Raw genomic sequence first — 12,514 nt, 5'->3', positions numbered from 1 at the left:
GCCGCGGGAAGTACGATGTCTGACCTCACCCTCAACGGCATCCCGGTCGTCGACACCTTCGCGGAGGCGTTCGACGTGGCCGGCACGGCCATCATCGTCACGAACGACACCGCCAAGTGGGCGATGATCGCCGCGACCACGATGACGGGCTTCGCCACCTCGGTGATCGGCTGCGGGGCCGAGGCCGGCATCGACGCCGAGCTGTCGCCGGAGGAGACTCCGGACGGGCGGCCGGGCGTGCGCATCCTGCTGTTCGGCTTCGAGCCGAACGGCCTCAAGGACCAGCTGATCAAGCGCGTCGGCCAGTGCATCCTGACCTGCCCGGGCACCGCATGCTACGCGGGCGTCGATGGGCCGACCAAGATCAAGCTCGGCGGCGCGATCCGCTACTTCGGCGACGGCTTCGCGGTGGCCAAGCGCCTGCCCGACGCCACCGGCAAGGCCCGGCGCTACTGGCGCATCCCGGTGATGGACGGCGAGTTCCTCTGCGAGGATTCTGTCCGGGCCGTCGACGGCGCGGTCGGCGGCGGCAACCTGCTGTTCCTCGGGCGCAACCACGCCGAGACGCTGAAGGTCGCCGAGATCGCCGTCGAGGCTGCCAAGGCGGTGCCGGGCGCGATCCTGCCGTTCCCGGGCGGCATCGTCCGGTCCGGCTCCAAGGTCGGCGGCCGGACCAAGGGCATGATGGCATCCACCAACGACGCCTACTGCCCGACCCTCAAGGGCCGCGCCGGCTCGGCGCTCCCGGCCGAGTGCGGCGTGGTGCTAGAGATCGTGATCGACGCCCTCACCTCCCAGGGCGTGTCCGACTCGATGCGCGCCGGCCTGCACGCCGCCACGGAGATCGGCGGCAAGCACGGGCTGATCGCCGTGACGGCCGGCAATTACGGTGGCAATCTCGGCCGCCACCACTACCATCTGCGCGACCTGATCGCGCGCGACGACGCCAAGCTGGAGGGCTGAGCCGTGAGCACCCTCACCCTGCGCGCGGCCCCGCCCGAGCGGCTGGACCTCCTGAACATCAACCCGCTCGCCCTGAGTCGCTTGTCCCAGGGCGAGGCCGAGCGCCTCGAGATCGGCACGACCCGGACCGGCGTGCGTCTCGGCGACTGCTTCGCGGTCGCGCTCGACAGGTCCGACACCCTGACCATCGAGGGCGGCCACGAGCGCCTCGACCGGGTCGGCGCGTCGCTGTCCGAGGGCACGATCCGGGTCGCCGGCGATGTCGGCCAGCGCCTCGGCGCCGGCATGGCGGGCGGCACCCTGATCGTCGCCGGCAATGCCGGGCCCTACGCGGCCTCCGGTGCCACCGGCGGCACGATCACCGTCGAGGGCGATGCCGGAGACTATGCCGGCGGTGCGGTCTACGCCGCCAAGGCGGGCCTCGACGGTGCGACGCTGATCATCCGCGGCGCGGCCGGCGCGCATCTCGGCGACCGGATGCGCCGCGGGACGATCGTTGCCGGGCGCGCGGGTGCCTTCGCGGGCTCGCGCATGATCGCCGGCACCCTGGCGGCGCTCGCGGTGGGCGACCACCCCGGGTTCGGCATGCGCCGCGGGACGCTCCTCGTCGGCCGTCACGGCCGGATGTCGCCCACCTTCGTGGAGACCGGGACGCACGACCTCGTGTTCCTGCGGCTGCTGGCCAAGGCCCTGCGCGGCCTGAGCGCCGAGCACGCCGACCTCCTCGGCAAGCCGCTGCGCCGCTATTCCGGCGACCTCGCGACGATCGCCAAGGGCGAGATCTGGGTCGCGGCCTGACGCCGCCTGGGCAAGGGGCGTGGACGCGTCCTATGCTCCCCGGCAAGCCGGCCCAGTCGAGGCCGGCAGCCCGGGGAGGCGCCCATGCTTCTGCTTCTGTCGATCTGTCTCGTGGCCCAGCCCTCGACCTGTCGCGAGGACCGGATCGAGATGTCCTTCGAGAAATCGAGCCCGTTCGTCTGCCTGCGCAACTCGCAGAGCGCCCTCGCGACCTGGCAGGCCGCCCATCCCGAGTGGCATGTCGAACGCTGGCGCTGCGCCGCCAAAGGCAGCCTGCCGAAGGACCTGTGACGGCGCCTTGGTTCCGCGCTCGGGCAGTGACATGCTCGGCCCCGCCCGGACAGCGGGAATGAGGGCGGGACGGGAACGATGCGCTCGCTGAAGGTCCGCTTCGCGCTGCTGCTCGGCGGCACCGCCATCGTGGTGGTCCTGGCCGCCGCGGCCGCGCTGGCGGCGATCGGGGCGGCGGAGCGGACCGTCGACCGAACGCTCGAGGCCCAGCGGCGTCTGGAACTGCTGGCCGAGCTGTCCGGCCGCCTCACGCAGTTCGGCCTCGCGGCCGTGGAGACGGTCGGCAATCCCGACGGCCAGCCCGAGGCGATGGCGATCGCCCGCGACAATGCGGACCGCGCCCTGACCACCGTGGACGAGGCGCTCGCCAAGAGCTTCCCGCCGAGCGACGACCCCGCCGACCGGATGCAGTACGCCGCCCGCACGCGTCCCATGGCGCAGCTCCGCGCGGCCCGCGCCGTGCTGGACCGGCAGGTGTCGCTGATCAGCCGCCAGACCGATCCGGAGCGGCGCCAGGACGCGATCAAGGGCGCGCTCAACGGCTTCGGCGCCATGACCGGCCAGCCGCTCTCCTTCCTGATCGAGGCCGAACGGCGCAGCATGGCGCTCGGCTCCGAGCAGGCCCGCGCGCTCTCGGAGCGCCTGCGGGTGGCCGCGGCCGCCGCGGTGGCGGCGGCCCTCGTGCTGCTGGCGATCCTCTACCGCGGCGTCACCCGGCCGACCCTGGCCCGCATCGAGGAGGTCCGCCGGGCCGCGAGCGCCATCGGCCACGGCGCCCTCGACACGCGCCTCTCCGTCGCGACCCGCGACGAGCTCGGCCTGCTGATGACCAACGTCAACCGCATGGCCGCCCGCCTCGCCCGGCGGGAATCGCGGGTCGCGGCCGACCGTGCGGCGCTGGAGGACACGGTGGCGGCGCGCACCGCCGACCTGCGCGCCGCCAACGCCCGGCTCGAGGCGGTCGATCAGTCCCGACGCCGCTTCTTCGCCGATGTCAGCCACGAGCTGCGCACGCCCCTGACGGTGATCCTGGGGGAGTGCGATCTCGCCCTGCGCGGCGCCTCTCGAAGCGCCGATCCGGGGCCGGTCTTCGCCACGATCAAGAAGCGGGCGCAGCGCCTCAAGCTGCGGGTCGAAGACCTTCTGCGCGTCGCGCGCTCAGAATCGGGCCAGATCGAGTTCGACAAGCGCCGTCTGGGGCTCGCCCAGGTCCTCGCGGAGGCGGTGGACAATATGGGCTCCGAGGCGACGCGCCGCCGGGTCGGCCTCAACCTCGATCCCGGCACCGTCGACGTCGAGAGCCTCGCCGACCGCGAGTGGCTGCGCCAGACAGTCGAGAGTCTCGTCGACAACGCGCTCCGCCACGCCGCCGGCCTCACCCGGGTCGAGGTCGCCCTTGCGGCGGGCCCGGGACCGGTCGGACGGATCACCGTCACGGATGACGGTCCCGGCTTCGGCGCGTCGGAGGACGACCTGTTCGAGCGGTTCAAGCGCGGCTCGGGCGCGGGACCGGACGAGACCGGGTTCGGCATCGGGCTCGCCCTGGCGCGGTGGATCGTGGAGCAGCACGGCGGCACGATCCGGCTCGGGCCCGGGCCGGACGGGCGCGGGGCCCGGGTCACCCTGGACATCCCGGCCTGCGATCCGGCATGGGAAACGGGCCCGGTCGACGGTGCTGCCGTCGGCGCCCAAGTGGGCGCGCAGGTGAAGGAGTCGGCCGCATGACGCGGATCCTGATCGTCGAGGACGATATCGACATCCGCGGCCTCCTCGCCCGGGGCCTCGAAGCCGAGGGATTCGAGGTCGGCACGGCGGCCTGCGTGGACGAGGCCCTGAAGGCCGCCCACGACCCGGCCCCCGGCGCCGTGCTGCTCGACATCAACCTCCCGGACGGTTCGGGCCACGACGTTTGCCGGTCCCTGCGCGAGGGTGGCTTCCCGGGAGCGATCCTGTTCCTCTCGGCCCGGGACGAGATCCGCGACCGCGCCGAGGGGCTGGCGCTCGGCGCCGACGACTACATCATCAAGCCCTTCGAGTTCGACGAGCTGGTCGCCCGCCTCCGGACCCATCTGATGCGGCGCGAGCAGGCCGAGGCGCCGCGCTCGCGCATCACCGTCGGCAAGCTGATGCTCGACCTCGATACCCGGCAGGCGAGCTGCGGCGAGGCCAGTGCCCGGCTCACCCCCCGCGAGGCCGACCTGCTCGCCATGCTGATGGAGAATATCGGCAAGCCGGTCTCCCGCGCCGACATCTTCGATCGGCTCTGGGCCAGCCAGGGCGGGCTCTCGCTCAACGTGGTCGACGTCTATATCGGCTACCTGCGCTCGAAGATGGCGGATTTCGTCCGCTACGGCGGTCCCGGCCTCGTCACGGTGCGCGGCAAAGGATTCATGCTGGAGTTGCGCGGTCCCGACTTCCGGCAGTGAGACACCGTACTTTAGTCCCAGGCCGGCGTTTCTCGATGGTTTCCGGGCGTTTAGGAAGTCTCTCACGAAAAATTTGGGAGGATCCGGCAAGTTAGTGCTTGAAGCCCGCGCGTGAATCGACGATACCTCTCTCGCGCCGGAAATGAGAGCGCCATCAGTGTCTTAGGGTCCTCTTAGGAACCGCGCGACACTCGGTGAAGACATCGCCTGAGGAGAAACACCATGAAGTGGGCTGCCCCGATCGTGTCCGAGATCTGCGTCGGCATGGAAGTGACGAGCTACGAGTCGGCCGAGATCGACACCTTCAACTGAGTTTTACGGGCCGGGGATCTCGGGAGCCGCACCATGCGCGTCGTGATCCTCGGTTCCGCGGCCGGCGGCGGCCTTCCTCAGTGGAATTGCCGCTGCCCCATCTGCACGCTGGCGCGGTCCGAGCCGGACCGGGTGCGGCCCCGGACCCAGTCGAGCATCGCGGTCTCCGCGGACGGGTCGGATTGGCTGCTGATCAACGCCTCGCCGGACATCCGGCAACAACTCTTCGACAATCCGCAGATGCACCCGCGCGAGGGCCTGCGTCACTCGCCCATCCGCGCCGTTCTCCTGACCAACGGCGACGTCGATCACGTGGCGGGACTCCTGACTCTGCGCGAGGGTCAGCCCTTCACCCTCTACGGGACGCGCGGCATCCTCGACTCGGTCAATGCCAACCGCGTCTTCGACGTGATGGCCGAGGGCGTGGTCGCCCGGCAGCCGATCGGGATGGAGCAGCGCTTCGAGCCCCTGCCGGGCCTGTCGGTCACCCTCTTCCCGGTGCCCGGCAAGGTGCCGCTCTGGCTCGAGGACGAGACCATGGAGATCGGCGCCGAGACCGAGACCACGGTCGGTGCCCTCATCGAGGCCGGCGGGCGCCGCCTTGCCTACATCCCCGGCTGTGCCCGGGTGACCGACGGCCTGCGCGAACGGATCGCCGGCGCGGACGCGCTGCTGTTCGACGGGACCGTCCTGCACAACGACGACATGATCCGTGCCGGCGTCGGCACCAAGACCGGCTGGCGCATGGGCCACGTGCCGATGCGCGGCGAGAACGGCTCGATCGACGCCCTGGCTGCCGTGAAGATCGGGCACCGCGTCTTCGTGCACATCAACAACACCAATCCGGTCCTGGTCGAGGGGTCTGCCGAGCGGCTGGATGTCGAGGCGGCCGGCTGGACCGTGGCGCACGACGGGCTCGGCCTGACTCTGTGAGGCGCCCGCGCAGAGGCGGCTGGATCCACGATCCGCGGCCTTACGTCCGCCGGGCCGGCGGCGGGGAGTGTTGGGTACCCCGAGGGCCGGCACTATATCGTGTCTGAGCCCGGACAGTCGCCCCGCGGACGAGGGCGGGATCGGAACACAGGACACGCGACCTGAGGACGGACGCCGGAAACGCCATGAACGCCATCTTCCCGACCCCCGACGCCACCGACAGCGCGCGCCTGCTGAGCCCCGACGAGCTGGAGGCGGCCCTGCGCGACATCGGTGCGCGCCGCTACCACAACCTGCACCCGTTCCACCGCCTGCTGCACGATGGCAAGCTGTCGAAGGATCAGGTCCGGGCCTGGGCGCTGAACCGCTACTATTACCAAGCGATGATCCCGGTGAAGGATGCCGCCGTGCTGGCGCGCATGACCGACGCGTCGCTGCGGCGGATTTGGCGCCAGCGCATCGTCGACCATGACGGCGACCACGAGGGCGACGGCGGCATCGAGCGCTGGCTCAAGCTGGCCGAGGGCGTCGGCTTCGACCGCGACTACGTGCTGTCGACCCGCGGCATCCTCTCGGCCACGAAGTTCTCGGTGGAGGCCTATGTCCACTTCGTCTCCGAGAAGACGCTGTTGGAGGCGATCGCATCGTCGCTGACCGAGATGTTCTCGCCGACCATCATCTCCGAGCGCGTCGCCGGGATGCTGAAGAACTACGACTTCATCACCAAGGACACGCTGGCCTATTTCGACAAGCGCCTGACCCAGGCGCCGCGGGACGCGGACTTCGCCCTGGACTACGTTAAGCAGCACGCCACGACGCCGGAGCTGCAGCGGCAGGCGATGGCGGCGCTGACGTTCAAGTGTACCGTGCTGTGGACGCAGCTCGACGCCCTGTACTTCGCCTACGTGGCCCCCGGCATGGTCCCGCCGGACGCGTGGCAGCCCGGCGAGGGCCTGGTGGCCGAGGCTTCGCGGGCCAAGCCGGGTGCGGCCGGCGGGAAGATGGCGCCCGGCGACCGGCCGCGGCTGCCGCGCGGCGTTCGGCTGCGCAACGACGAGACCCGCGGCAAGTGGGTCCTGCTCGCCCCAGAGCGCACCTTCGACCTCGACGACAACGCCGTGGCGGTCCTCAAGCTCGTGGACGGCGCGCGCAGTGTGTCCGACATCGCCGACGAGCTGGGCAAGACCTACGCGGCCGATCCCCGCGCCATCGAGGCCGACATCCTGGTGATGCTCGACGGCCTCGCGGAGAAACGGGTTCTCGAGCGATGAACGCGCTGACGCCGAACCGCCCCGATGCGCCGGCCCCGGTCGGTCTGCTCGCCGAGCTGACCCACCGCTGCCCGCTGCGCTGCCCCTACTGCTCGAACCCGCTGGAGCTCGACCGTCGGTCGGGCGAGCTCGACACGCAGACGTGGCAGCGGGTGCTCGGGGAGGCGGCGGCGCTCGGCGTGCTGCACGTGCACCTGTCCGGCGGGGAGCCGACGGCGCGCAACGACATCGTCGAGATCACTAAGACCTGTGCCGATCTCGGCCTGTACTCGAACCTGATCACCTCGGGCGTCGGCGGGGCGCTGGCCAAGCTGCAGGCGCTCTACGATGTCGGGCTCGACCACGTGCAGCTCTCGGTGCAGGGCGTCGACGCGCAGAACGCCGAGAAGATCGGGGGCCTGAAGAACGCCCAGCCGCAGAAATTCGAGTTCGCCGCCAAGGTGGTCGAGCTCGGCCTGCCCCTGACGCTGAACTCGGTGATCCACCGCGGCAACATCCACGAGGTGGCCGGCTTCATCGATCTCGCGGTGAAGATGGGCGCCAAGCGACTCGAGGTAGCGCACACGCAGTATTACGGCTGGGCCTACGTCAACCGCGCCGCCCTGATGCCCGACAAGGCGCAGGTCGACGAATCGATCCGGATCGTCGAGGCGGCCCGCGAGCGGCTGAAGGGCCAGCTCGTGATCGACCTCGTCGTGCCCGACTACTACGCCAAATACCCGAAGGCCTGTGCGGGCGGCTGGGGCCGCAAGCTGATGAACGTGACGCCGCAGGGCAAGGTCCTCCCCTGCCACGCGGCCGAGACGATTCCGGGACTGGAATTCTGGAACGTCAACGACCATTCGCTCGGCGAGATCTGGCGCGACTCGCCCGCCTTCACGGCCTATCGCGGGACCGACTGGATGAAGGAGCCCTGCCGCTCCTGCGACCGGCGCGAGAAGGACTGGGGCGGCTGCCGCTGCCAGGCGCTGGCGCTCGCCGGCGACGCGGCGGCCACCGATCCGGCCTGCTCCCTCTCCCCGCTCCACGCCAAGGTGCGGGCTCTCGCCACCGAGGAGGCGGCCGAGAACCCGCCCGACTACGTCTACCGGACGATCGGCAGCAACGTCCGGTCGCCGCTCAAGGAGGAAGTGCACTCGTGAGAAGTCTTGTCGTGAGGGGCCTCGCCGCAACATCGGTCGCGCTGGCTCTGGCCGCGCTGCCGGCCCTCGCCGAGGACGCGCCGAAGCCCGCCACCGTCACCCAGGCGAACGCCACTGCCCCGCCCTCCGCGGCGGACCTTCTGTTCGACCAGCCGCACATGAAGAACACGGCGCCGGGCTCGACGCTGACCTACGATTACCTGCGCCGCTCGGGGATCTCGAAGGGTCCGTTCGGGGCGCCGCTGGAGGACACGGTCCAGCTGAAGATCGCCCCCGGGAAGAGCGCCGAGGGCCGCGACATCGGCGTGGTGATGTTCTCCGGGCTGAACCGGATGCCGGCCGGCCCGTTCGAGGACATGTCGGGCAATCCCGTCGTCTCGCTGTTCCTGGAGAACCATCTCCGGGGGCTCGCGAAGGTTCTGGAAGCCAACCCGCGCTACCTGAAGCTCGCGATCCGCAAGGGCCTGCGCGAGAAGGCGACGGTGACGCCCACGAAGGTGAGTGTCGGCGGCCGCGAGGTCGACGGCTGGCGCGTCGTGACCAAGCCGTTCGCCGGCGACGCGATGGCGCAGCGCATGCGCGGCATGGACGACATGACCTATACCTTCGTCACTGCCCCTTCCGTCCCGGGCGAGATCGTCTCGATCGAGGCGTCGTCGAAGAGCCCGGATGGCGGCGAGCTGCTTGAGGAGAAGCTAAATTATGATCAGAAGGCTGGCTGAACGGGGCGCCCTGGCCGCCCTTGCCCTGACGCTGTCGGGCTTGGCCGGCTGGGCCGCCGAGGAGAACGATTACCCGACCGACGCGCGGGTCGATTACGTGTTCGGCTGCATGGCGGCCAACGGCCAGACCCGGGAGAGCGTGCAGAAATGCTCGTGCTCGCTCGACCAGCTCGCCGCGATCTTGCCCTACGACAAGTACGTTCAGGCGAGCACGATCCTGTCGATGCGGCAGGGCATCGGCAACCGGGCGAACGAGTTCAAGTCGACCAAGATCTTCGACGACAAGGTCGCGGAGCTGCGCCGCGCCCAGGCCGAGGCCGAGATCCGCTGCTATCACGGCTGAGTTGAACGGCGAGGCCGGCGTTGCGCCGGCCTCCCGATTCGCGCACACCGGCTCCCGAACCGCGCTCGTGAACGGGACCCGCCTGTGACCCCCTCCTCCCGCCTTTCCGACCTGCTGCCCGCCCTCGGCGGCCGGACGCTGGTCATGGGCATCCTCAACGTCACGCCCGATTCCTTCTCGGATGGCGGCCTGTTCGCCGGGGAGGCCGAGGCGGTGGCCCAGGCGGAGCGGCTGGTCGCCGAGGGCGCGGCGATCCTGGACGTGGGCGGGGAATCGACCCGGCCGGGTCACGTTCCGGTCACCGCCGAGGACGAGCAGGCGCGCGTCGTGCCGGTCATCCGCGCGCTGGCGCCGCGGCTGCCGGTGCCGATCTCCATCGACACCTACAAGGCGTCTACGGCGCGCGTCGCGCTGGAGGCGGGCGCCCGGATCGTGAACGACGTCTGGGGCCTCCAGCGCGAGCCCGACATCGCCGCCGTGGCGGCCGCCCACGGCGCGCCGGTCATCATCATGCACAACCGCGAGACGATCGAGCCGGATCTCGACATCGTCGCCGACATGCTGGCCTTCTTCGAGCGGTCCCTCGCGATCGCCCACCGGGCCGGCCTCGCGGATTCCGAGATCGTGCTCGATCCGGGGGTCGGCTTCGGCAAGACCTGGAACCAGCATCTGGAGGCGCTGCGGCGGCTGCCGGAGATCCGGGCCCTCGGATTTCCGGTCCTGGTCGGCGTTTCCCGCAAGTCGCTCCTCGGACGCCTGCACGACCGCGAGACGCGTCCGGCGGATCGCCTGTACGGTTCCCTCGCCGCCCATGCCGTCGCGGCGACTCTCGGGGCCGATCTCGTGCGCGTGCACGATGTGGCGGCGCATATCGACGCGATGCGCGTCGTCGACGCCGTCATGCGGCCGGAGGTGCGCTGACCATGGCGCGCGACCTGATCCGCGTCACCCGGATCGCCGTGTTCGGCCGCCACGGCGTGCTGGCCGAGGAGGCGGTGCTCGGCCAGCGCTTCTACATTTCCCTGGAAGCTGAACTGGATCTGGGCCCCGCAGGCCGCTCCGACGACGTGGCCGGTACGGTGAGCTACGCGGATCTCACCGCCGTGGCCGCTGAGATCGCCACCGAGCGACGGTTCAACCTGATCGAGGCCCTGGCCGAGACGGTCGCCGCTGAGATCCTCGCGCGCTTCGCGCGCGTCGACGCCATCACCGTGCAGGTCGACAAGCCGAGTGCGCCAGTTCCCGCCATTCTGGACAGCGTCAGCGTCGCCATCACGCGCCGCCGGGGAGCCGGCCGATGAGGGCGTATCTCGGCATCGGCAGCAATGTCGGCGACATGTCCGCGATGCTCGACCGCGCGGTCAGCGGCCTCGCCGCGAGTCCGGGGATCACCGTCGTGGCGCGCTCGTCCGACTATCGGACACCGCCCTGGGGCAAGACCGACCAGCCGTGGTTCCTAAACGGAGCCCTCGCGGTGGAGACCGACCTCGATCCGCACGGCCTGCTCGATGCCTGTCTGAGGGTGGAGCACGAGCTCGGCCGGATCCGCGAGGAGCGCTGGGGACCGCGGGTGATCGACATCGACGTCCTGGCCTACGAGGGCGCCAGCATCGACGATGCGCGCCTCGTCCTGCCGCACCGCTACGTGCGCGAGCGGGCTTTCGTGCTGGTTCCCCTGGCCGAGATCGCGCCCGACCTCGTGATCGGCGGCGAGCGCGTGGCGGAGGCCCTGGCGAAGCTCGATCGGACCGGTATCACGCGCGCCTGAAGCGGCCCGCCTGGCTTGCGCCCGGCCGCGCGGCGCCTCAGCGCTCGCCGGGCGCGACGAGCTTGTTCTCTTCCTCGTCGAGGAGCGGCACGTCGTAGTCGCGCAGGACCTTGTCGATGTCGGCCTTGCGCTTGCGCAGAACGGCGTTGAGCGAGCGCTTCCAGTCGTTCTCCCCGATCCGGACACCCATGGCGATCCGGTAGGCCATCGGCGGACGCTCCGGCTCCTTGAGCAGCGGCACGACGGTCATGGACGTGCCGGACTGCTTGGCGAGCCAGCCCGCGGCCGGGCCCCAGAGGACCGCCGCGTCGATCTCCTTGGAGGCCAGCGCCGCGACGATCTCCGCGGCGACCGTCTGGTATTTCCGCGACGGGTCGAGCTGGTAGGGCGCGTAGGCCTTCATGGCCGAGACGAGGCCGAGTTCGCCCATCCGGTTGACCGGCGGCGTTCCGGCGATCACGCCGATGCTCTTGCCCTTCAGCCGCGGGTCGTCGAGGGCCGTCACGCCGTCGAACTCACCCGCGCGGGTGACCAGCGTGTAGGCGGACCGATAGTACGGATTGGTGGTCTGGACGAGGTCGCTGCCGAAGGCCTGGCCCATGATGACGTCGCAGAGACCGGTTCCGAGCGTGTTGCGCACGAAACCCGGACCCTGGGTCAGCCAGTAATAGCGGACCTTGATCTTCAACTCGTCGGCGATGATCGCCGCGATCTTGTTCTCGAAACCGTCCTCCTTGCGTTCGGAGAACGGCATGTTGCCCGGATCCCCGCAGACGCGCAGCACGTCCGTGGTGACCGTATCCGGAAGATGCTGGGCGCGGGCCCCCTGCGCCGTCGCCAACGACAGAGCGCAGAGAGCGAGGATCCGGGCGAACGGCGCCATCAAAAGCCCATGCATTCCTTCTCGGCCTTCTTGGCCGCTTCGGGCTTATCCTCGTGCTCCGAGGGGCGAATACGCCCGATCGCTCCGGCGGCGCGCGCCTTGAGGTAGACGTAGAGATCGTCCGAGTAGCACATGACGTTCTTGTTGTCGCCGAAGGCCGGCATGACCTTCTGCTCGGCGGCGTTCACGTCCTGCTTGCCGCCCGCCAGGATGCCGATGAACTCCTCGTAGGAGAGGTGCTTCAGCGAATCCTTGAGCGCCGGCGCGTAGGTCGAACCCATGCCGTCCGGGCCGTGGCAGACGTGGCACTCGGCGTGGTAGCGGCGGTAGCCCGAGTAGGTATACCAGTCGAGCATCTTGCCGTCCTGGGTCACGTGAAACGTCGGGTGACCTTCGGCGTCCATGTACTTGCCGTCCTCGACCTTCACGGCAGCATCCTGCTTCAGCAGCTTGGGATCCTGCTCGGCTGTCCGGTCGTTCGCGTTCAGCGAGTTGGCCAGCTTGGGGTCGGCGGGCTTGGCATCCTCAGCATGTACGGCAACCGTCGAGACGGTCGCTAGGGCGAGGGCGGCGATAACCGGCCGCGTTACGATCTTGCTGAGGTTGAGCAACGCATGTGTCTCCCTGGATCGAGGCTCTTCGTCTCCCTCCGAGCCGCAGCC

At 70.2% G+C, this 12,514-nt stretch carries 16 protein-coding genes; 14 read left to right on the top strand and 2 right to left on the bottom strand.

The genetic code is table 11. From position 1 onward, the window contains the following. The first annotated feature begins 15 nt into the window (after positions 1-15). From fhcD to folK, 14 genes are all read left to right on the top strand, one after another. Entirely contained in the window at positions 16-963 is a 948-nt protein-coding gene (gene fhcD, locus MOTC310_RS18575; protein WP_331302875.1) for a formylmethanofuran--tetrahydromethanopterin N-formyltransferase, read from the top strand. Positions 964-966: 3 nt separating this feature from the next. Next, entirely contained in the window at positions 967-1,761 is a 795-nt protein-coding gene (locus MOTC310_RS18570; protein ID WP_331302874.1) for a formylmethanofuran dehydrogenase subunit C, read from the top strand. Positions 1,762-1,845: 84 nt separating this feature from the next. Then, positions 1,846-2,052, top strand: coding sequence for a hypothetical protein (locus MOTC310_RS18565; protein WP_012317529.1), 207 nt, complete (start codon positions 1,846-1,848; stop codon positions 2,050-2,052). A 78-nt stretch (positions 2,053-2,130) separates the two neighbouring features. Further along, on the top strand, positions 2,131-3,777 hold the full coding sequence (locus MOTC310_RS18560) for a sensor histidine kinase (RefSeq protein ID WP_331302873.1): 1,647 nt from the start codon (positions 2,131-2,133) through the stop codon (positions 3,775-3,777). Beyond that, the gene (locus MOTC310_RS18555; protein ID WP_331290223.1) at positions 3,774-4,478 is read left to right on the top strand and encodes a response regulator transcription factor; all 705 of its coding nucleotides are present in this window, start codon (positions 3,774-3,776) and stop codon (positions 4,476-4,478) included. Before MOTC310_RS18560 ends, MOTC310_RS18555 begins: the two co-directional genes overlap by 4 nt. Positions 4,479-4,700: 222 nt before the next feature. Next, positions 4,701-4,790 (top strand): pyrroloquinoline quinone precursor peptide PqqA, encoded by a 90-nt coding sequence (gene pqqA, locus MOTC310_RS18550; RefSeq protein WP_012317526.1) that lies wholly within the window; start codon positions 4,701-4,703, stop codon positions 4,788-4,790. Positions 4,791-4,823: 33 nt separating this feature from the next. Next, the gene (pqqB, locus tag MOTC310_RS18545; protein WP_331302872.1) at positions 4,824-5,723 is read left to right on the top strand and encodes a pyrroloquinoline quinone biosynthesis protein PqqB; all 900 of its coding nucleotides are present in this window, start codon (positions 4,824-4,826) and stop codon (positions 5,721-5,723) included. Positions 5,724-5,908: 185 nt separating this feature from the next. Further along, positions 5,909-6,994, top strand: a complete 1,086-nt coding sequence (gene pqqC, locus MOTC310_RS18540) for a pyrroloquinoline-quinone synthase PqqC (protein WP_331302871.1) — start codon at positions 5,909-5,911, stop codon at positions 6,992-6,994. Continuing rightward, positions 6,991-8,136 carry a pyrroloquinoline quinone biosynthesis protein PqqE gene (pqqE, locus tag MOTC310_RS18535; protein WP_331290226.1) on the top strand — a complete coding sequence of 382 codons (1,146 nt, stop codon included), beginning with the start codon at positions 6,991-6,993 and terminating at the stop codon, positions 8,134-8,136. The genes pqqC and pqqE overlap by 4 nt, the downstream gene beginning before the upstream one ends. Further along, positions 8,133-8,858 carry a hypothetical protein gene (locus tag MOTC310_RS18530; RefSeq protein WP_331302870.1) on the top strand — a complete coding sequence of 242 codons (726 nt, stop codon included), beginning with the start codon at positions 8,133-8,135 and terminating at the stop codon, positions 8,856-8,858. Before pqqE ends, MOTC310_RS18530 begins: the two co-directional genes overlap by 4 nt. Further along, on the top strand, positions 8,839-9,201 hold the full coding sequence (locus MOTC310_RS18525; RefSeq protein ID WP_331302869.1) for a hypothetical protein: 363 nt from the start codon (positions 8,839-8,841) through the stop codon (positions 9,199-9,201). Before MOTC310_RS18530 ends, MOTC310_RS18525 begins: the two co-directional genes overlap by 20 nt. An 84-nt stretch (positions 9,202-9,285) precedes the next feature. Further along, positions 9,286-10,122 (top strand): dihydropteroate synthase, encoded by an 837-nt coding sequence (gene folP, locus MOTC310_RS18520; protein ID WP_331302868.1) that lies wholly within the window; start codon positions 9,286-9,288, stop codon positions 10,120-10,122. A gap of 2 nt (positions 10,123-10,124) precedes the next feature. Then, on the top strand, positions 10,125-10,502 hold the full coding sequence (gene folB / locus MOTC310_RS18515; RefSeq protein ID WP_331302867.1) for a dihydroneopterin aldolase: 378 nt from the start codon (positions 10,125-10,127) through the stop codon (positions 10,500-10,502). Beyond that, on the top strand, positions 10,499-10,969 hold the full coding sequence (folK, locus tag MOTC310_RS18510) for a 2-amino-4-hydroxy-6-hydroxymethyldihydropteridine diphosphokinase (RefSeq protein ID WP_331302866.1): 471 nt from the start codon (positions 10,499-10,501) through the stop codon (positions 10,967-10,969). Before folB ends, folK begins: the two co-directional genes overlap by 4 nt. A 37-nt stretch (positions 10,970-11,006) precedes the next feature. Here the strand turns inward: folK and xoxJ are convergent, their stop codons facing one another. Further along, positions 11,007-11,867 (bottom strand): rare earth element methanol dehydrogenase accessory protein XoxJ, encoded by an 861-nt coding sequence (gene xoxJ, locus MOTC310_RS18505; RefSeq protein ID WP_331302865.1) that lies wholly within the window; start codon positions 11,865-11,867, stop codon positions 11,007-11,009. Next, the gene (locus MOTC310_RS18500; RefSeq protein ID WP_331290232.1) at positions 11,852-12,463 is read right to left on the bottom strand and encodes a c-type cytochrome, methanol metabolism-related; all 612 of its coding nucleotides are present in this window, start codon (positions 12,461-12,463) and stop codon (positions 11,852-11,854) included. Before MOTC310_RS18500 ends, xoxJ begins: the two co-directional genes overlap by 16 nt. Between the last annotated feature and the right edge of the window lie 51 nt (positions 12,464-12,514).

The sequence above is a fragment of the Methylobacterium oryzae genome (assembly GCF_036441375.1).
Lineage (GTDB): Bacteria > Pseudomonadota > Alphaproteobacteria > Rhizobiales > Beijerinckiaceae > Methylobacterium > Methylobacterium oryzae_A.
This window is presented reverse-complemented; position numbering and strand designations above follow the sequence as displayed.

What these genes read in the sequence shown, in the direction of transcription:
- fhcD (WP_331302875.1), top strand. Translation starts at nt 16, where the DNA reads ATGTCTGACCTCACCCTCAACGGCATCCCGGTCGTCGACACCTTCGCG.
- MOTC310_RS18565 (WP_012317529.1), top strand. Translation starts at nt 1,846, where the DNA reads ATGCTTCTGCTTCTGTCGATCTGTCTCGTGGCCCAGCCCTCGACCTGT.
- MOTC310_RS18560 (WP_331302873.1), top strand. Translation starts at nt 2,131, where the DNA reads ATGCGCTCGCTGAAGGTCCGCTTCGCGCTGCTGCTCGGCGGCACCGCC.
- MOTC310_RS18555 (WP_331290223.1), top strand. Translation starts at nt 3,774, where the DNA reads ATGACGCGGATCCTGATCGTCGAGGACGATATCGACATCCGCGGCCTC.
- pqqA (WP_012317526.1), top strand. Translation starts at nt 4,701, where the DNA reads ATGAAGTGGGCTGCCCCGATCGTGTCCGAGATCTGCGTCGGCATGGAA.
- pqqB (WP_331302872.1), top strand. Translation starts at nt 4,824, where the DNA reads ATGCGCGTCGTGATCCTCGGTTCCGCGGCCGGCGGCGGCCTTCCTCAG.
- pqqC (WP_331302871.1), top strand. Translation starts at nt 5,909, where the DNA reads ATGAACGCCATCTTCCCGACCCCCGACGCCACCGACAGCGCGCGCCTG.
- pqqE (WP_331290226.1), top strand. Translation starts at nt 6,991, where the DNA reads ATGAACGCGCTGACGCCGAACCGCCCCGATGCGCCGGCCCCGGTCGGT.
- MOTC310_RS18525 (WP_331302869.1), top strand. Translation starts at nt 8,839, where the DNA reads ATGATCAGAAGGCTGGCTGAACGGGGCGCCCTGGCCGCCCTTGCCCTG.
- folB (WP_331302867.1), top strand. Translation starts at nt 10,125, where the DNA reads ATGGCGCGCGACCTGATCCGCGTCACCCGGATCGCCGTGTTCGGCCGC.
- folK (WP_331302866.1), top strand. Translation starts at nt 10,499, where the DNA reads ATGAGGGCGTATCTCGGCATCGGCAGCAATGTCGGCGACATGTCCGCG.
- xoxJ (WP_331302865.1), bottom strand. Translation starts at nt 11,867, where the DNA reads ATGCATGGGCTTTTGATGGCGCCGTTCGCCCGGATCCTCGCTCTCTGC.